The organism is Candidatus Chlorobium masyuteum, assembly GCF_011601315.1.
Taxonomy (GTDB): domain Bacteria; phylum Bacteroidota; class Chlorobiia; order Chlorobiales; family Chlorobiaceae; genus Chlorobium; species Chlorobium masyuteum.
Genome location: NZ_JAAORA010000001.1, coordinates 114,359 through 140,488 on the forward strand (window position 1 = coordinate 114,359; position 26,130 = coordinate 140,488).

Sequence of the window (26,130 nt, forward strand, 5' to 3'; positions counted from 1 at the left end):
TCTACCAGCTTTTGCGCAATGCAACGCCGAGCTGATACTCCCGCGACCCATAACCGCTCAGGCCTAAATTGACACCTGTCCTGACTGAGTACTCCATGCCGCTCCGCTTTACATTCCGGCTGATGATCCCTACAGCTCCCCCGACATGAATCCGATCCGCATCAACCCTCAGGCTTCGGCCACTCTCTTTATAGGTAACTTGTGATGATGCGCCTGAATCCCTCTCGGTATTGACTTCGAAAAAAGGTGAGAATGAGAGCCCTTCAGGCTCGAATTTCCCGATCAGACCTGCACGACCAAGTAAAGTACTCTTTTCATGCAGATCTACTCCTCCTGCCGGAGTTTCCATCCCGAACCCGCCAAGACGCATCAAGATCAGCTGAGCCCGGGGTTCAAGAAAAAATGATCCGGCAATTCCAATCCTTGACCCGCTTTCAAGCGAGGCACTAAACCCCCAGAATCTCCCGCTGCTCTTTGCTCCCCCTTTGAACGACGCATCAATATCATATCTGGTCGCCTGCACAACCCCTTCAAGAAAAGTTGTTCCGGAGAGTTCAACACTCGAATACCCGCCAATATTCATCGTAAACGCATCGACTTTTCCGGCACTCACCCCACCCTCTTCCATGATATCAGACTTCACATACCCGGTTCCGGCATAAAGACCGTGTCGAAGCATACCGTTACTGAATCTGAACGCCTTAAGATCGCTGCCTATCTGCATGGCACTGCGATAGCCTCCCGTCTCTGCTGGCTGACCGCCACTCTCTGCACGAAAGAGAAATCGGCTTCCGGTTGTGCGAATCCACCATGATTCCTGCCCTCCATGATCCCCCCGAGACCAGTAATAGATCTGACGGTCACGGAACCGTGGAACCGACTCCGCTCCATGACGCTCAAGCATCGGGACAATCGCCTGTATTACCCGGTGCTCTTCCGGAATCCCTGAACTCTCGATAGCCTCAACAGAAGTGTCAATGGAATAATCTGATAACTCTTCATCTGAAAGATCGGTGGTCGTATCAACATTCGGAGCGCTCAGAATCTGCAGATACCAGTCTCTTCCGACCTTAACCACTCTTACATTGGCACCGCGAAAAACCGGGGATGAACCATCCACGGAGAAGGCATTCGAACTGCTTGTTCCATAGACCTTTGCAACAAGAATACCATTGCCTCCTGTTGTCATTTTAATTTTTCCTTTCTCGGAGATATTTCTCACCAGAAGAGCGGTTGAACCAAGTACAGTCCCGCTTCCAGCCACACTGACCCGGCCAACCGAAAGGAGATCAAGCGCATCCTGGTTGTTCTGGCTTCCGCCTCCCAATGCCAGATCAAGCCCAAGCGAACCGCCACCTCCAGTATAGGTTGCACTTACCGTCACCCGGTCATTAGCTTCACCATCGCGCAGATCGAGCAGTCCGCTGTTTTCAAGATTACCGGTAATCTCATACCTTCCCGGCGAGTTTCCGGTAGCCATTACGGTTGATCCGGCTTCGATCATAAAGGTAAGCTGCTGACCGTAAGAGGGTGCAAGACGCAGAAGATCATCAAGATCCAGATTGACGCAGGATGCTCCAGCCACTTCAATCCGTTCCCATCCTTTAAACGCATCAGTGATAACCCCGTTCCAGGAGGAGAGCACAATCCTGTCACCTGCCGACTCATCTCCGCTCCCGCCATCGATGAGTGGCGATCGGGAAATATCAACATCACCGCTCAGCTCAATCCGGTCATCCCCTTTGTCGAACCTGACCGTTGAAGCCAGAACAGTGCCGTTGTCCAGACTCAGCGTATCATCTCCTGTCCCGAAATCAATATCGCCCGTTACCCTTGCGTTCTCCATAAGATGCAGCAGATCACTGCCTTCGCCGAAATTGATCGATCCGTTTACCATTGAGCCTCCCGTCATGATCAGGGAATCACTGCCTGACCCCATAACAATACTCCCCGTTACTGAGGAGAAGCCGCTCATCCACAAAGCATCATTGTTCTCCCCGAAATCCAGATCACCCGTTACACTTCCCGAATCACGCATCGTCATCATATCACTGCCCGCTCCAAGAGAGACGTTACCAAAAAGCATCCCGCTTTCAGCCACAACAACGCTGTCGTCAGAAGCAAGAGAGTCCGAAAACTCCCCGCTTCCGGCAAACCCTCCTGAATAGATGGCATACCCAAGAGTTCCGTTTTTGTTATCGACACCGGAGAGTGTACCGGAAACAAAAATATTCATCGGGCCTTCACTCATAATACCCGCAGCAGCTCCTTTTGCCACAGCCGTAACCATCCCTGAAACGGTCAATGCATCTCTTTCTGTTGTTCCATGAATACCTGCTTTTGCATAGATCCCGGCGGCGTTATTACTTCCGGTTGTCGCACTCACTTCGCCTGAAAGCTCTCCTCTGACTGAAATTACGCCGCTCCCGGCGTAAAGAGCATAGGCTTCTGTCGTGGCTGCTGAAGCAATGATCTTTGCAGATTCGGCGATATTGCCGGTAATGATCAGTGATGAACCTGCATGCAGGGCATGAGCTTTTGATCCTTTCCTTGAAGAAACATCGATCCTGCCGGAAAGATCACCGACAAGGGTGAGCGATGAGCCGGAATAGATACCATAGGCTCCGGAGGTGCCTGCTGTGGCAAGCAGCTCTCCTCCGACTGAGCCCCTGATTGTCAGATCTCCTCCCTCAGCATACAGAGCAGCCGCTTTCGTTGTCCCTGATGATGCTGAAATTGAGGATGAAGCAGCAATGTCACCTGTGACTTCAAGGGTGGAGGCGGAATAGATACCCCAGGCGCCCGACTCTGCCGCCTCAGCTCTTATACTTCCTGTCGCTCTTACTCCTCCGTAGAGTGTAACCGCATTCCCGCTGATTCCGTACGCATCGTCCAGGCCCGCATCCGCAACTATCAATCCACTGATCCCTGTCGTACCGCCACTCCGTCCTATCGTCACGCTTCCTGCTGAATAAATACCACAGGCTGTCGATCCGCTGACACCCTCCGCCATGATACTTCCGCTTTCAGCTATTCCCCCAGTTATGGTGAGGCTGCTCCCCTCATCACTCCCCCCATACAATCCATATACCCGGCCGCCGCTCTTCGTTGTTTTCGCAATAACCTCCCCGCCGATTCTACCACCAATAGTCAACCCTGTCCAGCCATGCATACCATACGCGATACCGGTTCCTGCACTCGCCGTCACTGTCGAACCTTCCGATATATCTCCCGTGATATCGAGTGAAGAGCCCGCAGAGATACCATAAGCACTTGTCGTCCCTGTTGTAGCAGAGAGGCTACCGCTCACGGATCCGTTTATGACAACTGGACCATCCTCAGCAAAGATCGCATACGCTTTTGAACTCCCTGCTGAGGCTGTAATAGTAGATGATGCAGCAATATCGCCGGTAATGGTGAGCGCACTCCCGGCATTCAGGGCATAAGCTGTTCCACCGGTCATGGCCGTAGCACTGATATCGCCCCACAGATTACCGACAATATCAAGCGTTGTGGTAGCATCCAGAGCAAAAGCATTATTCCGGCCTGCCGATGCGGTTATTCTCCCCGTCCGGGTGACTCCTCCATGAACGGTAACGGTATTACCCCGAACGCCATAAACCGTATCATATCCCGCTGTTGCAGATATTGTACCACTGATACCTGTTGTTTGGCCACGTTGACCGATAATGATCGTGCCACCGGAATAGATACCATAAACAGTGCTATCCGAATTATTTACGGTATTGACTGCCGTTGCCGTGATAGTGGCTGATGACGTGACTCCGCCGCCGAGATTCAGTGTCGTTGTTTTCGACATTCCGCTCCTGATCCCGTAAGCGGTTCCGCCGCTCGTTGCGTTTGCCGAAACAGAACCGGACAGCTCGCCACTTACTGAAATATTTCCAACCGAATAGAGCGCGTAGACACTTCCGGTAGCTTGTGAAGAGATCGTTGTTCCTCTTGAAACCTCCCCTGATACAGAGAGTGATCCACCGGCATATACTCCATAAGCCGAACTGCTGGTTGACGTGTTGAGCAGATTACTGCCAAGATTTCCTGAAATGATGAGATTGTCGGCAGAGTAGAGTGTGACACTTCCGGTATTACTGCTCTGCATACCAAGTGTCAGCATCTCATCCGATAGAGAAACCTGCACGTTCGTAGTCACCTTCAGGGTCCTGGCATTTGCTGTCGCCGTCACGTGGTTTACCTGTAAGGGAGCCCCGCCATTATTGGTCATGATCACCGCCGGTTTTTTTATGAATTCCGGCGTTGAAAAAAGAGTTATTTCAGGATCAGTTGCAGTAAATTCGATTGCATTCGCTCCGGCCCCGGCACTGTTCAGATTAAGAATCGCCTGGTTAAAGGTTCCGTATCCGCTGTCACCGGAATTGCTGACCGTAAAAACCGCCCCGTCAGCGCTCTTATCGGAGATCACAGCAAGAAGCAGTATAATTGACAAGTTTCGCTTGTTCATGGGTGTGCCGCTCTGCCGAAAAGGTTTGCGCTCCCCGAACAACAGGCTCGCAGAGAGATATACTGTTTTTCACTTATATTTTACGCTATTTATCACAAAAACAGGCACAGAAAACCGAATATTTTGCGTAATACCATCGATTCAGGCAATCTCTGTGCAGATGCAAAGAGTCCATTATCTGCCGTAACTCACGGCGAAATCGGGAAATCGTGGAATTTTATCTCTTTTTTATTACTTTCAAACGGGTTATAGAATGAAGCGAAGAGAGACTAACAGAAGAGATTGGTGTTCATGAAAAAGCATGTTGTTATAGTAGGCGGAGGATTTGCCGGGATCAATGCAGCCAAGGTGCTTGGCAACAAACCGGATATCGAGATCACCATCATTGACCGGAAAAACTACCACCTCTTCCAGCCGCTCCTCTACCAGGTGGCCATGGCCGCGCTTGGAGAGGGGGATATTGCCGCACCTCTTCGGAACATGCTGGCGAACTACAGCAACATAACCGTCTTCAAGGGCATCGTCAGAAGCGTCGATATAGGGAAGAAAACCATCGTCACTGACTTCCGGGAGATTACCTACGACTACCTCATTCTTGCCTGCGGTGTACAGCACCACTATTTCGGCAACAACCAGTGGGAGGAGTTTGCACCGGGGCTGAAAACCCTTGCGCAGGCAAAAGAGATCCGGCGCCGGGTTATGGAGGCCTATGAACGTGCCGAACGGACAACCGATTTCGTTGAACGAAAAAAACTGCTCACCTTCATCATAGTTGGAGGAGGTCCCACCGGAGTTGAACTTGCCGGTTCCATCGGTGAGATGAGCCGCTACACCCTCTCTAAATTTTACCGTAACATCGATCCGAAGCTTACCCGGATTTTCATCGTTGAAGCCGCGCCGCGCATTCTCGGCTCTTTTTCCCCTGATCTGGCCAGCAAGGCAACCCGCTCCCTTGAGAAACTCGGCGTGCAGGTCTGGACAAACAGCATGGTAAGCAACGTTGATGAAAACGGCGTACAGATCGGCAATGAACGCATAGAAGCGGCTACCGTGCTTTGGGCCGCAGGCGTTACGGCTACCGGCATCGGAAAGACCATGGATGTCGATACCGACCGCATAGGAAGGATCATTGTTGATGAAGACCTCAGCATTCCGCAGCATCCCGAAATATTTGTCGGCGGTGACCTTGCCCATTTTCAGCTTGAGGATGGCAAAACGCTTCCGGGGCTTGCTCCCGTTGCCCTGCAGCAGGGACGCGCCATAGGCAAAAATATTCTGCTCGACCTGAAGGGTAAAACAAGAAAGCTCTTCCGCTATCACGACAAAGGCCAGATGGCGACCATCGGCAAAAACAAGGCGATCGTTGAATTCGGCAGTCTGAAATTTGACGGCATTTTTGCCTGGTTTACCTGGCTGCTGGTTCATATCTACTTTCTCACCAGCTTCCGTCACCGGGTCTTTGTGCTCATGCAGTGGGGATGGTCATACTTCACCTTCAGCTATGGCGCACGTCTGATCGTCAACCGGGAGTGGCGCTTCTATCCGGAAGCATGTTCAAGCAGCTCCGTTAACGATGAAGAGGAGTGAGCAGGCGCATCTCTGTGGCGATGATCATCGGCACACTGCTGGCGCTGTGCTTTATCGGTATTGCCCTCTATCTTCTCTTCTTTCCCGGCACTATTCCTGCGGCATCCAGGGATGATCTCCGGCTTTATGCGCTCCTGACCGGTGCTTACGGCATCTGGCGGCTTGTACGGGTCTGGCTGGCATGGAAGGATGCCGAAGAAAATGTTTGAAAGCATCGGATTTGATCATTATAATCAACCAATGAATTATAAGGGTACCGCCGGATGCCCATTTGAACTACCATCTTTTGAGTACACATGAAACACCTGCCCATCACACGGGAAACCGAACAGCAACTTTTTTTTCATAACTACGCCCGGCTGCCGATTGCCGTGTCGCATGGCGAAGGGATGTGGCTGGTCGGTGATGACGGCACCCGTTATCTCGATATGCTTTCAGGAATCGGTGTCAATGCACTCGGATATGGCGACAAACGGCTTGTTGAAGCCATAAGCACGCAGGCTGCAAAGCTTATCCATGCTTCGAACCTCTTCATGATGCAGCCTCAGTTTGAACTGGCCGAAAAGCTGCTTGAACTCTCCGGGCTCTCGAAGCTCTTTTTTGCCAATAGCGGCACGGAAGCCATTGAGGCGGCCATCAAGATGGCAAGAAAATGGGCTGCCCAATCGGGCGACCAGCATAAAAAAGAGGTGCTCTCGCTGAGCAACTGTTTTCACGGCAGAACCTACGGCGCACTGTCGCTCACGGCAAAAGCCAAATACAGTGATGGTTTTGAACCGCTGCTCCCCGAAACAGGGATGATAACCTTCAATGACATTGCAGATCTCGAAACAAAAGTTTCCGTAAAAACCGCCGCCGTGTTCATTGAAGTGGTACAGGGCGAAGGCGGAATTCACCGGATTTCCCAGCCATTTATTGACCGCTTGAAAGAGCTGCGGCAGCAGTACAACTTTTTGATTGTTGCCGATGAAATTCAGGCGGGATGCGGCAGGACCGGAACGTTTTTCAGCTATACCCAGCTCAATGCCGATCCTGATCTGGTCTGTCTGGCCAAACCTCTCGGCGGCGGACTACCGCTCTCTGCCGTGATCGGCAGCGAAAAGGTAGCTGATGTTCTCTCCTACGGCAATCACGGCACTACCTTCGGTGGCAATCCGGTCGCCTGTGCTGCGGGAATTGCCATGATCAATGCCATTGATGAGGACAAGCTCATGGAAAATGCTTCAGCAATCGGCAGCTATATTCACGACAAGCTTCAGCTACTGGCCGCAAAACACCCGCAAATCCTTGAGATTCGGCAGTATGGGCTGATGATCGGCATTACCGTGGACAAGGAGGCCAAATATTATGTTGAACAGGCCCTGCAGAAAGGGGTGCTTGTCAACGCCACCAGCGTGAACGTCATAAGGCTTCTCCCCCCGCTCTGCATCACCAGAGAGGAGGCTCAACACTGTATCGATACCCTTGATGAAATCTTCAGCGAAGAGAGCGCAGGGTAAACCCCCTGCCGCAAAAACAGCCGCAATGCCCCTCGGGAGAGTCAATTATATCCTGATTGCTCTCGGGACGCTTGTCATAGCTGCCAGTTTTGGAATAATGTTCCTTGAGAAGGATGTGGACGGGGTTTTCGCACTCTTCGTCAGCCCCGTCACCCTGACGGCGGCCTATGCAGGCATTGCCTTTGCCGTGCTCTATCGACCGAAACCAAAAAAAAACAGCTGAAAAATCAGTCGAGCTGGAACTTAACCGGCACGGTAAACCACACCTTTATCGGGCTGCCGTTCTGCATCGCAGGGTAGTATTTCGACTCCATCAAAGACTTGATGGTCACGGCATCAAAGACGGTGCAGTCCGCCGGAATACGCTTCATAACCTTCGCCTTGATGGGCCGGCCATCTTCACCGATCAGCACACTGACAAATACCTTCCCCGTAATTCCGGCAATTTTTGCCATTTCCGGATAGAGCGGTTTTTTCTGGTCAAGAAAACCGGGCAGCTTCTCACAGGGAACATACATCGGAACCTCATCACCTGAACCGGTTCCCGATCCCGAACCTGCACCGGTGGTCTGTATTGCCTGTTTAAGCTCCTTCTGGGTAGCAACTGTCTGCTGAAGAGGCACTTCCGCCTGACTCACCTGTTTGATTTTACCGACATTCGGAGGCGCTGGAACCGCCGCTGAAGGGGTCACGGGAACCGGCTCGGGAGCATTGAGCGGTGGCGGAGGAGGAAGCTGCGTAACACTGGTCACAACTTCATAGCACTCAACCATCGGGGCCTTGTCATCGGCAAACAAGCCGGTCAATGAAGAGATAAGCTTCCAGTTGGCCGTCACAAGCCAGAACAGAGAGAGAAGCACGACAGCGGTAATAACTCCGTGGCTCAGAAAAAGATGGGCCTGCCGGCGGAGAACAAGATTGCCGTAATGCAGCTTGCGCAGAGTTTCAGTATCAAGAAACTCATCACCGAAAGACCAGGTGAGCGCTTTACGCTGATAGGTTTCCTGATGGACTTTTTTTAACTTTGAAGACACCTGAATGAACTCCTTTGCTGATTACAAGCTTAAACAGCTCTTTTAATTTCCAGCGCATCCTGCTCGGTAAAGTCATCAAGACTGAACCGGTCTATTTTCATAAGGTTCAGCTCATCGATAATATCAACAAGCTGCTTGTACCTGGCTTTGTCGCTGATTTTAACGACAATGACCGTCTTCTCGTTGGCTTTCGCCTGCTGCCTGATCAGTTGACGCAACGGCGTGCTCAGTACATGCCGATGGCTGTCCTGGGTATCGTAAAGGGGAATACGCCGGGGTGCCTCATTGCCCAGAGAACAGTATGCCATAGCGTCATCAGCAATTCTGAGTGTCATGACATTATTTTCGGCAACCTTCACTTCGGTCATTTCCGGAGGAAGGTTGATCTCCATCGTATTTGATTTCGAAAAGGTCGTTGTCAGCATGAAAAAGGTCAACAGCAGAAATGCCACGTCCACCATCGGGGTCATATCGAGATGAAACCCTATTCTTTTTGAATGCCGTTTCTTTTTACCGGGACCCCGGCGGCCATTTGGAGAATCAACAACACCCATTGTCAGCGACCCTCCTTTTCAAATACCGTAACCAGATTGAAGGTGAGAAGATTTGCCTTTTTATAAACCTTGATCACATGGTTTACCGCATCAAAACTCGCATCTGAATCCGCCCGGACAACCGGTCGAAGTTTCTGGTCGGCAAATCGAGCCATAACCACAAACCGGTCAAGCTCATCGCGCTCGACAGGAAAGCTGTCGGCAAGTTTGAAGTGTTTCAGTGAATCCTGTACAGCCGCTGATGAAAACTTTGCAGCTATCAGCTTCTGCTTCACAACGGAGTTAAAAATTTTCTCCCTCGACTGCTGGGATGAGACCCCCATAAAAAATGTATTATCTCCGCTCACGGTCACCGTCAGCACATCCGACTCGGGAAGCTTCAGGTCCGAATGAGAAGAGGGGAGGTCAATCCGGACAACTTCCGGAGGACGGAATTTGGTTGTCAGCATAAAAAACGTCAGGAGGAGAAACGCAACATCCACCATCGGCGTCATATCAAGTCGAAAACCAACCCGTTTAGCCTTGATTCTCGACATCAGTTATCCGATTTTCCGGTTCCGAGAGTATGAATGATATAAAAGGCCGCTTCATCAATCGTATAGTTGAAACGATCCACCCTGCTGGTAAAGATATTGTAGGCAACAATACCCATGATACCGCCACAAATACCAAGCGCGGTATTGAAGAGTGCCTCGGAGATACCAAGAGAGAGCTGGACCGCGTCAGGAGCTCCGCTTGTAGCCATGGCGGCAAAAGCGCGAATCATGCCAAGCGTTGTTCCAAGAAGTCCGACCATGGTGGAAATCGATGCAATCGTGGAGATCGCGACAAGATTTTTCTCCAGAAGCGGCATCTCCATAATCGTAGCCTCCTCCACCGCCTTCTCCATCTCGCTGATCTTTTTCTCACGATCAGTCACATTGAACTGGGCGAGTTTTTTATAGCGCTCAAGCACTGAACGAAGCACAGCCGCCAGTGAGCTTTGATGATCATCACATTTCAGAATTGCCTGATCAATATCCCCGTTGTCAATATCCTGTTTAAGCAGATGCACAAACTCGGGAATATTGCCTTTTCCGGAAGCCTTGTTGAGGGCAATGATCCGTTCTACAACGTAGGCAATAACCATAAGAATCAGCGCCATAAGCACCGACACAACCGGTCCGCCCTTCCATACGGCATGAAACATCGACTCAGGAGGGTTCGTGCCCATCCAGACATAAAACCCTAAAGAAACCAAGTAGGTTACGACAATGAGTAAACCCGTAAATAAACCCTGTTTCATAGACTGTTTTTTATTTTTGTCTCTCCGGCAAATAACACCGGTGTGATAAAGCACTTTGTAATTTGCTATACTGTGGTGGAAATCGATGCAAAAAACCTACTACAGTAGAGCTGAATTTAGTAAATAAGCTTGCGATTTTTAAATACTAATCGATCCGAAAAAGAGAAATAGACGTATTCCAGCAATAATTTTTATAACCGGGTACCGATAGATGATCCCTCATACAGCCATTGATGATGTCCGTCAGGCTGCAGACATTGTCGATATTATCTCCGATTACCTTACCCTTCAGCCTTCGGGACGAAACTACAAGGCCCTCTCCCCTTTTACCAGGGAGAAAACTCCCTCATTTGTGGTTTCACCCGAAAAACAGATCTACAAGTGTTTTTCAACCGGCAAGGGCGGCAATGTCTTCTCCTTCATCATGGAGATGGAAAAAGTCTCATTTCCCGAAGCGGTCGAACTGGTTGCCAAGCGAGCCGGAGTGGATATCAGCCGATTTACCGAAAAGAAAGAGCGTGAAACGCCGGGAGAAGAGAGCCGGACTGAAACTCTCCGCTGGGCGGCAAAGTTTTTTCACCAGACGCTTCAGGGCAGCGAAGGAAAAACCGCCTCTGCCTATCTCGGAACAGAGAGAGGGCTATCGGAAAAAACCATCCGGAGCTTCGGCCTGGGTTATGCGCCTGAATCCTGGGAGCATCTCTTCAACGCAGCCAAACGTTCGGCAATTCCCCAGGAGCACCTGGTTGATCTCGGACTCATAACCCACAACAAGCAGAGAAACTCATGGTATGACACCTTCCGTAACCGGGTGATCTTTCCGGTCTTTTCGGTTGGAGGGCAGGTTGTCGGTTTCGGAGGACGCACGCTCGGCAATGATCCGCATGCGCCAAAATACCTGAACTCTCCGGAGAGTGCGCTGTTTGAAAAGTCAAAACTGCTCTATGGTCTTCACGCCGCCAAAAACGAGATCCGCCGGATGGAGAGTGCCATCCTTGTTGAAGGCTACATGGATGTCCTTGCCCTTCACCAGGCCGGTATAACCAATGCTGTCGCTTCATGTGGCACCTCACTGACACGCTATCAGGCAAAAATCCTGCAACGCTACACCCGGCGGGTACTCTTTATCTATGATGCTGATCCTGCAGGCCTGAAGTCAATGATAACGGGTATCGAAACCCTTCTTGCAGAGGGTATCACTCCTTTTGTTGTCATGCTTCCTTCGGGAGACGATCCCGACAGCTTTATTCGCCGGGAAGGGCGGGAAAAGTTCCTGCAATTTACTGAAGCGGAAAAACTGCAATTTCTGGAGTTTCAAATCCGTTTTTTCTCGGAATCCGGCGATTTCGAACAACCGGAGGAAAAATCAAGGTCCATACGCTCAATGGTGCATACGATAGCGCTGATTCCAGACCGTATACAGCAGGAGCTCTACCTTCAGGAGTTAGCAGAAAAACTCTCCATCAGTCACTCGGCACTCCTTGAACTGCTCGGAAAGCAACTCGAAGCGGAAGGAAAAAAAAGCGTTTCACAAGAACGGCGAACAGAGGTAAACGTACCGAAAAGGGTGAATAAAGAGCTCTCCGTGCTTGAAAAAACTTTTTTAAAAGCATTGCTTGAAAGCACCGGCTATGGCAATGCGGTTCTGGAATTTGCCGCTTCTCATGAAGAGATGCTTGAGCTTTCACATCCGGCAGCGCAGCAGATCTTCACCCATATGATCCGCCGCTACCACGAGATCTCAGGGAATCCGGAAGAGCGGATCGATATCGCATCCGAGATCAGTCAGTTCAGCACTCCCGAGTCCAGAGATCTTGCTTCCGGACTGATGATGGACCAGCCGGTCAGCAATAAATGGCACGAACAGACCGACATACATGCCGAACGCGCAAAACAGTGCCTGGAGATGTTCATTGATGCGTTCACAAACCTTATTCTTGATCCTCTGCTCCGCCAGAAAACCAAAATAACGGAAAAAATTCTGCATGAAATCGACACAGATAAAGAGATTGCTCTTCAGGAAGAACATAAGGCTCTGACTACTAAAATCAGTAAAACCACTAAAGATTTAAAAGCAACAAAAAAGAATATTCTCGAAAACCTCTGAGCGCCTCACCCCATTCAATAAAAAAGCCCGTCAGATGGTTTTGACGGGCTTGAAAAAAAGATAAACCGACTCAGGAAATCTTACACATACCCGACAAGCGGGTTGCGAAGGCAGAGTGCCTTGATCTCCTCTCTGACACCCTGACAAACCTTCGCCACATCAGGCTTTTCAGCCGCAGTAATAACCCGGTCAATCAGTTCAGCGACAGCGATACTGTCCGCTTCAACCATACCTCTGGTCGTCATGGCCGGTGTACCGATACGGATGCCGCTGGTGACAAAGGGTGACTTGTCATCAAAAGGAACCATGTTCTTGTTGACCGTAATACCGGCATCGTGCAGCAGGTTCTCGGCAACCTTGCCGGTAACGTTCTTGTTGCGCAAATCAAGCAGCATGAGGTGGTTTTTGGTACCGCCGCTGACAATATTATAACCGAGTGATGTGAACTTGTCCGCCATCGCAGCAGCATTCTTTCTGACCTGAATGGCATACTCCCTGAACTCCGGCTTCAGTGCCTCACCGAAAGCCACAGCCTTGCCTGCAATGACATGCATAAGCGGTCCGCCCTGGATACCGGGCATAACCTCTGCATCCATCACTTCGGACATCATTTTCACGCGCGAGCCGGTTTTGGTTTTGATGGTAATTCCCATGGGATTCTCAAAGTCACTCCCCATCATGATCATACCGCCTCTGGGTCCGCGAAGGGTTTTATGCGTCGTGGTGGTCACAAAATGACAGTGCGGCATGGGATCGCCCAGAAGACCTGCGGCAATGAGTCCTGCAGGATGAGCGATATCGGCCATCAAAAAGGCGCCGACCTTGTCGGCAATCGCTCTGAATGCCTTCAGATCAAATCCCTGCGAATAGGCGCTTGCTCCGGCAATAATCAGTCGGGGACGGACCTTGAGGGCAAGCTCCTCAACCTTGTTCATATCAATACAACCGCTCTCGCGATTCACACCATAGGAGTGCGCATCATACATCTGGCCGGAAAAGTTGACCGAGCTGCCGTGTGTCAAGTGACCGCCATGCGAGAGGTCGAGCCCCATGATGGTGTCGCCGGGCTTCAGCACTGAAAAAAGAACCGCCATGTTGGCGCTTGAACCGGAGTGCGGCTGTACATTGACATAGTCGCATTTAAAAAGCTTTTTAGCCCGATCGCGGGCAAGATTCTCGGCAACATCAACAAATTCGCACCCGCCATAGTAGCGCTTGCCGGGATAGCCCTCGGCATATTTATTGGTCATCACCGAGCCGCATGCCTGCATGACGGCACGGCTGGTAAAATTCTCCGAAGCAATGAGTTCAAGTGTTTCAGTCTGCCGGGTCGTCTCATTGGCTATAGCCTCAAAGACCTCTCTATCCTGCAGTTGAAGAATGTCGGTATCCATCGCGAGTCGTTCCTTTTCCTTATGGAAGTTTACTTGTTGTGATTTTGTTCTCTCTCTTCTCTCAGCGGTTCGTACGCCCCTCGGAGCCGCATGAACATCCGATCATATGACCGAGCTTGTCACGCTTGGTATCCAGATAGCTCTGATTCATGGGATTCGGAGCGATTTCAAGCGGAATACGTTCGACAATTTCCAGGCCGTACCCTTCAAGACCAACCACTTTTTTGGGATTGTTGGTCATGAGCTTCATTTTCCTGACCCCAAGATCCTTCAGAATCTGGGCTCCGATACCATAGTCACGCAGGTCAGCCTTGAAACCGAGCTTCTCATTGGCTTCGACCGTATCAAACCCCTCATCCTGAAGATTATAGGCTTTGAGCTTATTGATAAGACCGATACCCCGACCCTCCTGCATCAGATAGATCAGTACACCGCGTCCCTCTTTTTCAATCTTGGAAAGGGCTGATGCAAGCTGGTTGCCGCAGTCGCAGCGAAGAGAGGCAAAGGTATCACCGGTAGCGCACTGCGAATGAACCCTGACCAGCACCGGTTCGTCACTGGTGATATCCCCTTTCACAATCGCCATATGGTTCTGCTGGTCGGCAAACGTTTCATAGGCGATCAACCTGAACTCGCCGTATGCCGTCGGAAGTCTTGATTCAACCGCCCGGTTCACCAGCTTGTTGCGCTGCATCTGATAGGCAACAAGCTCCTTGATGGTAATAAGTTTCAGTCCGAATTTTTTCTTCAGCTTGATCAGCTCGGGAAGCCGCGCCATGCTGCCGTCTTCATGCAGGATTTCACAGAGCAGACCGACAGGGCTGCACCCGGCAAGACGGGCAAGATCAACGGCGGCCTCGGTATGACCTACCCGGCGAAGCACTCCTCCATCCATGGCCCGGAGAGGGAAAATATGGCCGGGACGGGAAAAATCATCGGCGCTCGAGGATGGATCTCCAAGCATTTTGATCGTTGTTGCCCGGTCAAAAACCGAAATACCGGTCGTCACACCTTCGGCAATGGCATCGACAGAGACGGTAAAATTGGTTTCGTGCTGGGAGGTATTTCTCTGAACCATCGGATCAAGCTGCAGCTCCTTTGCCCTCGCCATGGTTATGGCCACGCAAAGCAGGCCCCGCGCCTCTCTGGTGATAAAATTGACCATCTCGGTGGTCACCAGATCAGCCGCAGCAATAAAATCGCCTTCATCCTCACGATCCTCGTCATCAATAACAATCACCAGTTTGCCCTGGCGGATATCCTCAAGAGCAGCTTCAATTGAGTCAAAATTCGACTTATCCATACGTTTTGTTACACCTTTTTTCGAAAGCAGATATTACACGAAAACATTGTAATGTAAAAAAATTCCCGTTCCATTTTCAGGCTGCAGAAAAAGAAGAGAGGGAAGCTCAAACGGGCGGCTTTGAGAAGCATGGGCATTTTTGTATAATGCACCGGTTTTTATATAAAGAGGTGAATTATTACCTTTACACTGTCGAATCCTGAAGCTTTTTCAAAACTACTGAGACTGCATGACCACTCAAGCTTCCGACCTGCCGCAGGAGGTTACTGACCTTTCCCGGAAATTCCCGAAAGAGCAGCTTCTGAAAGCAAAACAGCACGGCTTTTCCGATTTTCAACTTGCCAATATCTTCAACAGTTCCGAACCCGCAATCCGGGCTCTCAGAAAACATTACCGTGTTGAATCCGTCTTCAAAACCGTCGATACCTGCGCGGCTGAATTCGATGCAAAAACACCCTACCACTACTCAACTTACGAGGAGGAAAACGAATCAATCTCCTCTGACAGGAAGAAAGTCATAATCCTCGGAGGCGGCCCCAACCGGATCGGCCAGGGTATCGAGTTTGACTACTGTTGTGTCCAGGCTGTTTTTGCTCTCAGGGAGGCCGGTTATGAGACCATCATGGTGAACTGTAACCCTGAAACCGTTTCGACAGACTACGATATTGCCGATAAACTCTACTTTGAGCCGCTCACCTTTGAAGATACCATCCGTATCATAGAGCATGAAAAGCCGCTCGGCGTTATTGTCAGCTTTGGCGGCCAGACACCCCTCAAACTCTCGACCAAGCTGCATGAAGCCGGCGTCACCATTCTCGGAACCTCTTCAAAAGGGATAGACCTTGCTGAAGACCGTAAAAAATTCGGAGCGCTTCTCGAAGAGCTTGAGATTCCCCATCCCGAATACGGCACAGCCATCAGCTTTGAGGAGGCAAAGGAGATTACCCGCAGAATAGGCTACCCTGCACTGGTTCGCCCGAGTTACGTTCTCGGCGGACGGGCAATGAAGATTGTCTACAATGACGACTCGCTCAAGGAGTATATCGATCAGGCGCTCTTCATTACCGAAAAATATCCGCTCCTGATCGACCGTTTTCTGGAAACAGCGGTTGAGTTCGACATAGATGCCATTGCCGACAGCTCGGACTGCGTCATCAGCGGTATCATGCAGCATGTTGAAGCAGCAGGCATACACAGCGGTGACTCCACCTCAATTCTGCCCTATCACAACATCAGTCCGAAGGCCATAGAGACCATGAAGGGATATACGCGCACCCTTGCAAAAAACCTCAAGGTTGTGGGACTGATGAACATACAGTATGCCGTTCAGAATGAGAGTGTCTATGTCATTGAGGTGAATCCGAGAGCAAGCCGTACGGTTCCTTTTGTCGGCAAGGCTACAGCAATTCCGGTTGTAAAAATTGCAACACGTGTTATGCTCGGAGAAAAGCTCAGCGATCTGCGCAAGGAGTATGACCTGAAAGATTGCGATGAACTCGGTATGACCCACATTTCGATCAAGGAACCGGTTTTTCCTTTCTCAAAGTTTGCAAAATCAGGGGTTTATCTCGGCCCTGAAATGCGTTCAACCGGTGAAGCCATGAGCCTTGCCGACAACTTCCCTGAAGCCTTTGCAAAGGCCTATCAGGCGGCAAACATGCACCTGCCCCTCTCCGGAGCAGTCTTCATCAGCGTCAATGACCAGGATAAAAACCAGAGGATCATCGCTATTGCCAAAGCGCTCTACCGCATGGATTTCGATCTTGTTGCCACTGCCGGAACCTACAGCTTCCTGAGAGAGAACGGCATTGAGTGCAAAAAGGTGTTCAAGGTGGGAGAAGAGGGACGACCGAACATCTTCGACATTATCAAGCACGGCAAGATCAACTTTGTCATCAACACACCGAGAGGCGAAAAAGCCCTGCATGATGAGGAGGCTATCGGCGCTGCATCAGTTTTGAACAATGTTCCGTTTGTCACAACCATTGAGGCAGCCGAAGCATCGGTACAGGCGATAGATTGTATCCGTCATCAGGAGTTCGGCGTCAAAAGCCTCCAGGAGTACGCCGCCTACCGCAACAAGTAACACCACGTTATACGCAAAGAAGCCCGCACATCGCGGGCTTCTTTGTTTCAGCATCCGGAAAATCTTTTAAGCAGCTCCTCCCTGACAGCAATCATCACACGCTCCCATTCACCGGGAGACTCCTGACGGAAAAGACGGGCGGTGGGGTACCACGGGCTGTCATCTCGCTTAAGCAGCCATCGCCAGTCGGGATTGAACGGCAGAAGAATCCAGACCGGTCGGCCCATCGCTCCTGCCAGATGCGCCACACTTGTATCAACACTCACCACCAGATCGACCAGCTCACAGAGAGCCGCTGTATCAGCAAAATCAGCAAGCTGTTCACCAAAATGCACTATTCCTGGATGCTCGCGCAGCACCTCTCTATCACTCTCGCGCACCTCTTTCTGGAGGCTTATATATTCGAATCCTTCCGGCAGCAGGCTGACGAATTCAGAGAGCGGAATGCTCCGGTTATGATCATTGCCATGGGTTAAGCATCCACTCCAGACAATACCAACACGTGGTATTGAACGAGGGCCAAGAACTTCCTGCCATTTCTTAACTTTTATTTGATCAGCATTGATATAACCGTTTTTATCGGCAGGAATGGTTTGCTCAACGGTATTGAAAACCCCGGGAAGACTCATAAGTGAAAGATGAAAGTCACAGGGAGGAACTTCCGCATCTTCACTGATAATCGTTACCCCTTCAAGAGTGCCTGCTAACAGCACTGCAAGTGCATCCTGCACCTGAAGAGTGACCGTTGCCCCCATATCCCTGACAACTCCTGCATAGCGACAGAACTGGATCGTATCGCCAAGACCCTGCTCACTGTAGAGAAGAATGGTTCGGCCATCCAGTGAATCCTTTCCATTCCATTCGGGCCGAGAAAACTCCCTGACATTACCCTTCATCTCTCTCTTTTTCCATCGCCACTCATAGTTCTGCCAACCCTCCCGGAAATTACCGACAAGAAGCTGATTGAAACCGATGTTCCAGCGGGCATCAATACTGTCAGGCTCTTTTTCAAGTGCCCTGCTATAGCATGCAATCGCTTCGTTATAGCGTCCGAGCCCATTCAATGCGTTACCGCTGTTGATATATGCCCCGCTGTAGTCCGGGTTAAGTGCAATAGCCTTCGTGCAGCTTGAAAGGGCTTCCGGGAAACGGTTCAGGCCATTCAATGCCACCGACAAATTGTTGTATACCTTTGCATTTCCCGGTTTCAACCGCAAGGCACGGTCATGAGCCTCAATCGCCTCCCCGTAGCGCTTCAGATAGTTCAACGCCACGCCAAGAAGCGTCCACGCTTCAGCACTCCCCTGATCCAGTTCAATAGCCTTCATGCAACTTGCAAGTGCCTCCTCATGACGATCAAGGCCCATCAGGGAGATTGCCCTGTTATTCCAGGCGGTAACATCCCCTGCATGCAGAGCAAGAGCCTGCTCACAACTTCTCAGCCCTTCGGCAAACCGTTCGAGATCGTTCAATGCAACCCCCCTGTTGTTATGGGCTGCCGGAGTTGACGGGTTCAGTGCAATCGACCGCTCATAACACTCCAGAGCTGCCTCATGACTCTTCAGAGCATTGAGAGTCGCCCCGAGCATATTCCATGCATCGGCGAAGTCCGGCTTCAGGGAGAGTGCCTTCCGGAAGCTCCCGACAGCCTCTTCAAAGCGGGCAAGATCATGAAGGGCAAGAGCGCGGTTATACCAGTGATCTGCATGTGCAGGTTCGAGCAGAAGTGCCCTGTCATGCATTTCGATCGCCGATTCCATGCGACCAAGCCCCCTGAATACATAGCCGAGGTTGTTCAAGGCATCGATATGCCGGGGATCTATTTCCAATGCCCGTTTGATCAACTCTGCTGCCCGAAGGAGGTCACCGGTCTGGGCGGCAATCACTCCCGAAAGATGCAACGCATCGAAATGAAGGGGATTCCGACTCAGTACACTCTGGTAAAGAGCGAATGCATCCTCAAAACGGCCCTGCATGTGAAGAGCATAGGCTCTGTCGAATTCTCCTCCCATTGCCACAAACTTTTTCCGGTTTAATCGTGTTCATCAATGGCAAGCACAAGCACTAAAAAGCTCAATGGGATCAGGTAAGCAGAGAACTTTTTCCCTCTTCATGAAAATAATGGCCTGAAGGAAATAATATCTCGGTTATATTTACGGTCAGAAGATTGTCCCGATGCCGGAGCAGCCGTTCGCCTGCACTGAACCAAAACCAAACGTTTTTACCCATGCCCGCTACACTTCTGAAACACCTTGACGAGTCAATAAAACTTGAGCTGAGCCTGGCAAAACTCTACACGCTGTTGCATGACCAGCTCTCCGAAGACGAGGATTTCTGGTGGCAGCTCGCCATGGAGGAGAGAGGGCACGCATCACTCCTTCAGCAGGAAAAAAAACAGCCTCAGCCGATGGAGTTCTTTCCGGACAATCTGCTCTCCAAAGACCTTCAGTCCCTTATTGATACCAACGAAAAAATTTCGGCTCTCATAGCAGCCTATTCGTCCGTACCGCCTTCAAGAACAGCAGCATTTCAGGCCGCACTTGACATTGAACTGGCCGCCGGAGAGTCCCATTTTCAGCACTTTCTCGACAGCCCGACACACTCCTACTCCTCAAATATTTTCAAGCAGCTCAACCAGGAGGATCGCGATCATGCCGAAAGAATCCGCAGCTACATGAAAACAAACCGGATAGGCTGATCACCGCGATTGCGAATCTGCGGGAACAGCAGCAGAACCCGGAATAAACGGTAGTGCCGTTAAGAACGGTATCACGGCAGCATGATAAAGCGCTGAGTGAATCCCCCCTGCCCGTCCACGATCAGCTCACTGTACTGCTTTGGCATGATGCGAAAACTTCCCCCGTTAATAAAGGTCAGATCTTTAACCATATAGGACTGAAAACGGTGAAAATGGCCGTGCAGTACCAGTTTTGCATGCAGGGCCATCATCAGATCGAGAAACTCATCCCGGTTTTTCAGCTCCATGGTCCAGTCAAAAGCCTGATCAATCAGCGAATCGGTACCGTATACCCTGTAGGCATGATGGCAGAGCCCGATCACAAAACACTCCCGGAGCGTCGAGAGAAGGCTCTCCGAGGAAAATGCATCAAGCTGCTTCTGATCAACTTCACCTCTTGCCCCTAAAGGATTATCAGCCGGATACCAGGGGAAAACTGAATTGAATGCGGCAATGGCAATTCTGACCGAAGGATAGTTGATGATCTTGACAAACGGATAGATCGGAGATCCGCCCTCTTCTCCGGTAATCAACTCCCGGAAATACCGGCAGAAATTAGCGAGCTTGCGATCAAATGCTTTTTTTCTGAGAAGCGGCAAGGGATTCAGGGCGTTATAAAAACGCATCTCCTCTTCAAGATTGATCAAATCATGGTTACCGGCAATAACAGTGGTCTTCTCCCAATGGTAGCGACCATGCTTCTCCAGTTTCTCTTTCACCACCCCCCAGTCACCGGAATTTGCTGTATTGCTGAGGTCCCCGGAAATGACCAGATGATCAAAGCCTGCGGTATTGAGATGATCGAACATACGATCAAGATCTTCGAGCTGGCGGCGATCCCTCCTGCCGGAAACATGAAGGTCCGACAGGTGCGCTATTTTCACCTCTCCTGTATTCAAATCGTTATGTTTGCGGTTTTTTATTCTAAAACAGTAAATTGAGCCATATTTTCATTCACAAGGGCAAACGTCAAAAGCCGCAAAAGTCTCTTAATGCTGTAAGATTCTGCCTCTCATTCAACCTGCTACAGCAAAGCAAAGCATTTCATAATTCATTATGCAAAAAAAAATAGTCTCTCTTAACGAACTCACAAGAAATCTCTGGTGGTCCTGGGATACAGAAGCAAAACAGATTTTTGAGGAACTCTCTCCTCTGCTCTGGGAACGGAACAACCACAATCCGGTAGAACTGCTTCGGCATATCTCCCAGGATGAACTGGAAGCTCGCAGTTATGGCGATTTCGGCAAAAAAATAGATGCCGCACACGACCGCTTTACTGCCTACATGAACGATAAAGAGACCTGGGCGGCAAAAAACGCTCCGGAACTTGTTGAGCGTCCTGTAGCCTACTTCAGCGCGGAGTTCGGTATCCATGAAAGTGTCAGGATCTATTCAGGAGGACTCGGGGTTCTTGCCGGAGATCACATCAAATCGGCCAGTGACCTTGGCATCAACTTTATCGGCATCACCCTGTTCTACAGGGAGGGATACTTCCGCCAGTACCTCAATCACGATGGATGGCAGATGGAAGACTACCCGCTTCAGCACCCTGAACATCTTCCGGTTGAAAAAGTAAAACGGGCTGACGGCAGTGATCTTGTCATCTCCGTTAATATAGCACAAAGCGAAGTTTTTGCACAGGCATGGCGTTTAAAGGTCGGCCGGGCAACACTCTACCTGCTTGACACCAATATTGCGGAAAATGAATCCCACTACCGCGATATCTGCTGCCGTGTCTATGGCGGTGACCAGAACATGCGTATCAACCAGGAGATCGTCCTCGGAATCGGCGGCGTCAAGCTGCTTGAAGAGCTTGGTGAAAAACCCGCAGTCTATCACATGAACGAAGGGCACTCGGCATTTCTCACCCTTGAGCTGCTGGCCATGGAGCATGCAAAAGGAGCTACACAAGAGGAGGCAAAGGCAAGTGTCCGTTCGCGTTGCGTTTTCACTACGCACACACCGGTTCCTGCCGGTCATGACCGATTCTCAAGAGAGATGATGCACTACACCTTCGACAAGTACCTGGCCACTACAGGCATTACGTTCGATGATCTAATGCTGCTCGGCTCCGAAGACCGGAATAATATCTATGGCCTCTTCACCATGACGGTGCTTGCACTCAATCTGTCGAGGGCGGCAAACGGAGTATCAAAACTGCATGGAGAGGTCTCTCGCACCATGTGGCAGCACCTCTATAAAGACAAAGCGGTTGCGGATGTGCCGATCGGTCATATCACCAACGGCGTGCACGCCAGCAGCTGGACATGCGGTTTGACCGACAGTTTCTGGAAAAACCATGCCGGCAGTATCGACGAGATGACCCTTTCACGTGAAGCGGCTGAAGCTGCTCTTGCAACAGTCTCCGATTCCGAACTCTGGTCTCTGCGTTACAGCCTGAAGCGCAATCTGTTCGACTTTATCGACCGCTACCTGGCTAACCAGCTGTTTCACCAGCACTCCAATACCTTCTACAACGAGTACGATGTGATGCGCTCTCCGAAAAACACCTTCTCTCCGGACGTGCTGACCATAGGTTTTGCAAGACGATTTGCTACGTACAAGCGGGCACCGCTAATTTTCAGTGATCTTGACCGTCTCGACCGGATCATCAATCATGCGGATATGCCGTTGCAGATTGTCTTTGCAGGAAAAGCCCATCCGCATGACGATGCAGGAAAGGACTATATCCGCCAGATTGTTCATCACTCGCGCCGTCCGCAGTTTACCGGCAAGGTTATCTTCCTGGAGAACTACAATCTCGGTGTGGCAAAACGGATGGTTTCCGGCGTTGATATCTGGCTGAACACCCCGGTCAGGCCGATGGAGGCAAGCGGAACATCGGGCGAGAAAACCGTACTGCATGGCGGGCTGAATTTCAGTGTGCTGGACGGCTGGTGGCCTGAAGCCTATAACGGCGAGAACGGCTTTGCAATAGGCAACGGTGAATTCTTCGAAAATCATGAGGAACAGGACCGTTTCGATGCCGAAAAGATGTACTCGACACTGGAAAACCAGATCATTCCTGCATACTACAATCGAAACGCAGAGAATATTCCGACCGAGTGGATCAAAAAAATCCGGAACGCCATTGCCACCATTGCACCGGAATACAACACCCACAGAATGGTCAGGGATTACGCAACCCGCTACTATCTGAACAAGTAACGTAAAAGTAAACGATACTCACTCTGCGCATCCTGAACCGGACTGATTGCATCATCATCAAGTCCGGTTCAGGAGAGTGCCGAAACAAGCACTGACCATCATGAGCCAACACGGTAGCGCCAAACCGGCCACATGCGCATCGGTCTCCCTTGGCCGGGGACTGGAGTTGAAATCTCCGGTGCTCCTTGCATCAGGTACCGTATCCTATGGCGAAGAGCTCAGCCGGCTCTGTGACCTCTCTACAATAGGCGGCATCGTTACCAAGGCAATCTCCCTCGAACCCCGGGCAGGCAACCGCCCGCGACGGATTGCAGAGACCCCTTCGGGCATGATCAACGCCATCGGACTGGCCAATGTCGGCATTGAACGCTTCATAGAGGAGAAGGTTCCGTTTCTCAGAACCCTTGATACGGCCGTTATTGTCAATATTGCCGGCCGCTCGATCGATGAGTACGGTGAAGTTGTCTCGAAACTGGACCGGGTTGACGGACTTGACGGCTATGAAATTAATCTTTCATGCCCCAACGTCAAGGGGGAGTGCATGATTATGGGTGTCAGCCCGAACGCGACCTTTGAAATCGTTTCGGAACTGCGAAAAATAACCCACCGTCACCTCATGATCAAGCTGACACCAAATGTCACCTCGATCAGCTCAATCGCACTTGCTGCTGAAGAGGCCGGTGCAGACTCGGTTTCACTCATCAATACCGTTGTCGGCATGGCGGTGGACTACAAAACCCGCAAGCCGCTGTTGAAAAACATCACCGGAGGACTCTCCGGACCGGCTATCAAGCCGATCGCACTCGCAAAGGTTTGGGAGGTCTATAATGCCGTCAAAATTCCGGTGGTCGGTATGGGTGGTATTGCCGGATTTGAAGACGCGATGGAATTTCTCGTCACCGGAGCGCGGGCGATTCAGATCGGCACCATGAACTTTGTCTACCCGGACATCAGCGAAAAGGTGGCGGCAGCCATAGAACAGCATTTCTCTGCGCCGGGAGCGATACCCATCAGAGAGTACAGCGGAAGTCTTGTTACCGGTTAGCCAGCGCTCTCGTTCTACCACCTCTTGTTCGAGAGATACCGCTTTGCCCGCCGCCCCCCTTTTTTGGAGCCTGGAGTCCGGTACTCGCGGACAATCCGGGTGCGTGAGAGAAATGTGCTGCTGGTCAACTGCGAAATAATTCTGGACTCCGACTCCCTGATATCCACATCAGAAGGTCCGATATCGGAGAGTAGCTTGACAATGAGCGGCGCACATTCGAAGGCAATAAAGAGCAGAGTGATAAAGGTAACCGCATTTGCCGAAGAGCGGCTCACATCGTTTGCCGAGTGGGTCAACTCGCCAAGTGCCCAGTTTCTGTCGGCAAAACCGGCAACAGCGATGGCCTGATCCATCTCTTTTTCATTCTGTATCGATTGAGAGTTGATCCCCTCTGCGGCTTTCTGGCGGTTCATATACTCCTGAAGTCCGGCAAGCTGAGCCGCAAGAAATTCAAGTCTTGTCTGTTTAGCCTTCACAACAAGCTCCTTGTTTCTCGCATAGGTACCATACCCCTCCACACCGGAAGTCGTGGCGGTATGGGAACCGAACACCTCTGCTTTAAGCTCCTCCCGCAACCGGTTCACTTCGCTGCTCAGAGTGTCATACTCTTTCTGATAGGCAGCAATCTGGCCGAGTTCAAGAGCATATTTCTCCCTGAATGAGCTCTGGACCTTTCCTATCATCTCCCTTTGATCCGAGAGATAACGAAGACGAAGCTGCTCGCGGATCTCCTTGTCAAATATTTTCAGTTCGAGGGGTCGGGCAATGACCAGGGCTATCAGTACGGCAAATATCAGACGGGGGGATGCCTGGTAGAACTGTTTCAGCCCTTTGGAGCTTTTGTTGATGCCTGAAACAATGTACCGGTCGAGATTGAAAATCGCCAGCCCCCAGATAAAGCCGAAAAGGAGAGCCCACAACCAGGCAAAAGCAGAACCGGCAAAAACAAAATAGAGCGCGTATCCACCGGAAAGACCGGCAAAAAACGCAGTGAAAAATATGGTTGCCCCTATACCGATATATTTGCTGTGCTCGGTCGGATATTTTTCAATCACTGAAACCGGAGTTCCGGAGCAGATCCAGAAAAAACGCTGTAATCGGGAAAAGGTCATGGTACTCCTATGCACGCTCATTGATCTCTCTGGCGCCACTTGTTAAGGAAATTTCCGGAATATCTTCTTCATTTCATAGAAAAGGGGGCGGTAAAAGTTCAAATCAGGCAAAATCAACGCTGTTTTCAGGCGTTACTGCCCATCAACAAGCCTCCCAGTTCCAAATATTCATGATTTATTCTATCTTTAGACCCTGCTGACATAACCCTTTAAACTCTCTATGACCATGCGTATTGGAATCGGTATTGATGTACACCCTTTTGCAGAGGGCCGGAAACTGGTTATCGGCGGTGTTGAAATTGCTGCTGAAAAAGGACTTGAAGGCCACAGCGATGCCGATGTTTTACTCCATGCGGTCAGTGACGCACTGCTTGGTGCTGCGGCACTGGGAGATATCGGTCTGCACTTCCCCAACACCAGCATGGAATTCAAGGATATCGACAGCATGATCCTGTTGAAGCATGTGGGAAAACTGCTTGAGAAAAACGGCTACCGGACGGTCAATGTTGATGCCATGCTGCTGCTTGAAGCGCCGAAAATAGCTCCCTACATCACCGTCATGCGTAAAAACATTGCCCGCTGTCTCAATATGGAGATCGGAACGGTCTCGGTCAAAGCCACAACAAACGAAAAACTCGGCTATATCGGACGCGAAGAGGGTGCGGCCGCACATGCTGTCTGCATCATCAAAAAAATCTGAGTACACTGCTCCTGAGCATCCGGACTCCCGGTCATAACC

20 protein-coding genes are annotated in these 26,130 nt (G+C 50.7%); 10 read left to right on the top strand and 10 right to left on the bottom strand.

Going from position 1 to position 26,130, the window contains the following annotated elements; translation table 11 throughout:
• Position 1: 1 nt before the first annotated feature.
• A complete protein-coding gene (locus tag G9409_RS00510; RefSeq protein WP_166806943.1) occupies positions 2–4,465 on the bottom strand; it encodes an autotransporter domain-containing protein in 4,464 nt (1,487 codons plus the stop codon).
• Between the two features lie 306 nt (positions 4,466–4,771).
• On the opposite strand from G9409_RS00510, the gene G9409_RS00515 reads away from it, so the two are divergent.
• The 4 genes from G9409_RS00515 to G9409_RS00530 all read left to right on the top strand — a co-directional run bounded on the left by G9409_RS00515 (position 4,772) and on the right by G9409_RS00530 (position 7,789).
• On the top strand, positions 4,772–6,067 hold the full coding sequence (locus G9409_RS00515; protein ID WP_166806944.1) for an NAD(P)/FAD-dependent oxidoreductase: 1,296 nt from the start codon (positions 4,772–4,774) through the stop codon (positions 6,065–6,067).
• Positions 6,064–6,276 carry a hypothetical protein gene (locus G9409_RS00520; protein WP_328700103.1) on the top strand — a complete coding sequence of 71 codons (213 nt, stop codon included), beginning with the start codon at positions 6,064–6,066 and terminating at the stop codon, positions 6,274–6,276. Before G9409_RS00515 ends, G9409_RS00520 begins: the two co-directional genes overlap by 4 nt.
• A gap of 87 nt (positions 6,277–6,363) precedes the next feature.
• Positions 6,364–7,566, top strand: a complete 1,203-nt coding sequence (locus G9409_RS00525; RefSeq protein ID WP_166806945.1) for an aspartate aminotransferase family protein — start codon at positions 6,364–6,366, stop codon at positions 7,564–7,566.
• Positions 7,567–7,591: 25 nt separating this feature from the next.
• Positions 7,592–7,789, top strand: coding sequence for a hypothetical protein (locus G9409_RS00530; RefSeq protein WP_235923200.1), 198 nt, complete (start codon positions 7,592–7,594; stop codon positions 7,787–7,789).
• A 4-nt stretch (positions 7,790–7,793) separates the two neighbouring features.
• Here G9409_RS00530 and G9409_RS00535 read toward each other — a convergent pair whose 3' ends face one another.
• The 4 genes from G9409_RS00535 to G9409_RS00550 are packed head-to-tail and all read right to left on the bottom strand — an operon-like array spanning position 7,794 to position 10,439.
• The gene (locus tag G9409_RS00535; RefSeq protein WP_166806947.1) at positions 7,794–8,600 is read right to left on the bottom strand and encodes an energy transducer TonB; all 807 of its coding nucleotides are present in this window, start codon (positions 8,598–8,600) and stop codon (positions 7,794–7,796) included.
• Positions 8,601–8,629: 29 nt separating this feature from the next.
• Entirely contained in the window at positions 8,630–9,154 is a 525-nt protein-coding gene (locus tag G9409_RS00540) for an ExbD/TolR family protein (RefSeq protein WP_166806948.1), read from the bottom strand.
• A gap of 2 nt (positions 9,155–9,156) precedes the next feature.
• A complete protein-coding gene (locus G9409_RS00545; RefSeq protein WP_166806949.1) occupies positions 9,157–9,690 on the bottom strand; it encodes an ExbD/TolR family protein in 534 nt (177 codons plus the stop codon).
• The gene (locus G9409_RS00550; RefSeq protein WP_006365448.1) at positions 9,690–10,439 is read right to left on the bottom strand and encodes a MotA/TolQ/ExbB proton channel family protein; all 750 of its coding nucleotides are present in this window, start codon (positions 10,437–10,439) and stop codon (positions 9,690–9,692) included. The genes G9409_RS00545 and G9409_RS00550 overlap by 1 nt, the downstream gene beginning before the upstream one ends.
• A gap of 211 nt (positions 10,440–10,650) precedes the next feature.
• Between G9409_RS00550 and dnaG the strand changes: the two genes are divergently transcribed.
• Complete coding sequence (gene dnaG / locus G9409_RS00555; RefSeq protein WP_166806950.1) at positions 10,651–12,546, top strand: DNA primase; 1,896 nt, start codon at positions 10,651–10,653, stop codon at positions 12,544–12,546.
• An 80-nt stretch (positions 12,547–12,626) separates the two neighbouring features.
• Here dnaG and glyA read toward each other — a convergent pair whose 3' ends face one another.
• Positions 12,627–13,940 carry a serine hydroxymethyltransferase gene (gene glyA / locus G9409_RS00560; RefSeq protein ID WP_166806951.1) on the bottom strand — a complete coding sequence of 438 codons (1,314 nt, stop codon included), beginning with the start codon at positions 13,938–13,940 and terminating at the stop codon, positions 12,627–12,629.
• Between the two features lie 61 nt (positions 13,941–14,001).
• Complete coding sequence (locus G9409_RS00565) at positions 14,002–15,243, bottom strand: bifunctional 3,4-dihydroxy-2-butanone-4-phosphate synthase/GTP cyclohydrolase II (RefSeq protein ID WP_006365451.1); 1,242 nt, start codon at positions 15,241–15,243, stop codon at positions 14,002–14,004.
• 229 nt (positions 15,244–15,472) lie between these two features.
• On the opposite strand from G9409_RS00565, the gene carB reads away from it, so the two are divergent.
• On the top strand, positions 15,473–17,329 hold the full coding sequence (gene carB / locus G9409_RS00570; RefSeq protein WP_166806952.1) for a carbamoyl-phosphate synthase large subunit: 1,857 nt from the start codon (positions 15,473–15,475) through the stop codon (positions 17,327–17,329).
• A gap of 47 nt (positions 17,330–17,376) precedes the next feature.
• On the opposite strand, the gene G9409_RS00575 is transcribed toward carB, so the two are convergent.
• On the bottom strand, positions 17,377–19,341 hold the full coding sequence (locus G9409_RS00575; RefSeq protein ID WP_166806953.1) for a tetratricopeptide repeat protein: 1,965 nt from the start codon (positions 19,339–19,341) through the stop codon (positions 17,377–17,379).
• A gap of 215 nt (positions 19,342–19,556) precedes the next feature.
• On the opposite strand from G9409_RS00575, the gene G9409_RS00580 reads away from it, so the two are divergent.
• Complete coding sequence (locus G9409_RS00580; RefSeq protein WP_166806954.1) at positions 19,557–20,027, top strand: rubrerythrin family protein; 471 nt, start codon at positions 19,557–19,559, stop codon at positions 20,025–20,027.
• Positions 20,028–20,098: 71 nt separating this feature from the next.
• Here G9409_RS00580 and G9409_RS00585 read toward each other — a convergent pair whose 3' ends face one another.
• Positions 20,099–20,950 carry a metallophosphoesterase family protein gene (locus G9409_RS00585; protein WP_407926787.1) on the bottom strand — a complete coding sequence of 284 codons (852 nt, stop codon included), beginning with the start codon at positions 20,948–20,950 and terminating at the stop codon, positions 20,099–20,101.
• A 172-nt stretch (positions 20,951–21,122) separates the two neighbouring features.
• Between G9409_RS00585 and glgP the strand changes: the two genes are divergently transcribed.
• Together glgP and G9409_RS00595 are read left to right on the top strand one after the other, a co-directional pair.
• Positions 21,123–23,234, top strand: coding sequence for an alpha-glucan family phosphorylase (glgP, locus tag G9409_RS00590; RefSeq protein WP_166806956.1), 2,112 nt, complete (start codon positions 21,123–21,125; stop codon positions 23,232–23,234).
• 100 nt (positions 23,235–23,334) lie between these two features.
• Positions 23,335–24,279 (top strand): dihydroorotate dehydrogenase, encoded by a 945-nt coding sequence (locus tag G9409_RS00595; protein ID WP_166806957.1) that lies wholly within the window; start codon positions 23,335–23,337, stop codon positions 24,277–24,279.
• A 14-nt stretch (positions 24,280–24,293) separates the two neighbouring features.
• Here the strand turns inward: G9409_RS00595 and G9409_RS00600 are convergent, their stop codons facing one another.
• Positions 24,294–25,412: a DUF4407 domain-containing protein gene (locus G9409_RS00600; protein WP_235923201.1), complete on the bottom strand. Its 1,119-nt coding sequence runs from the start codon at positions 25,410–25,412 to the stop codon at positions 24,294–24,296.
• Between the two features lie 205 nt (positions 25,413–25,617).
• Here G9409_RS00600 and ispF point away from each other — a divergent pair, with 205 nt between their 5' ends.
• A complete protein-coding gene (gene ispF / locus G9409_RS00605; protein WP_166807428.1) occupies positions 25,618–26,091 on the top strand; it encodes a 2-C-methyl-D-erythritol 2,4-cyclodiphosphate synthase in 474 nt (157 codons plus the stop codon).
• Positions 26,092–26,130: the final 39 nt, after the last annotated feature.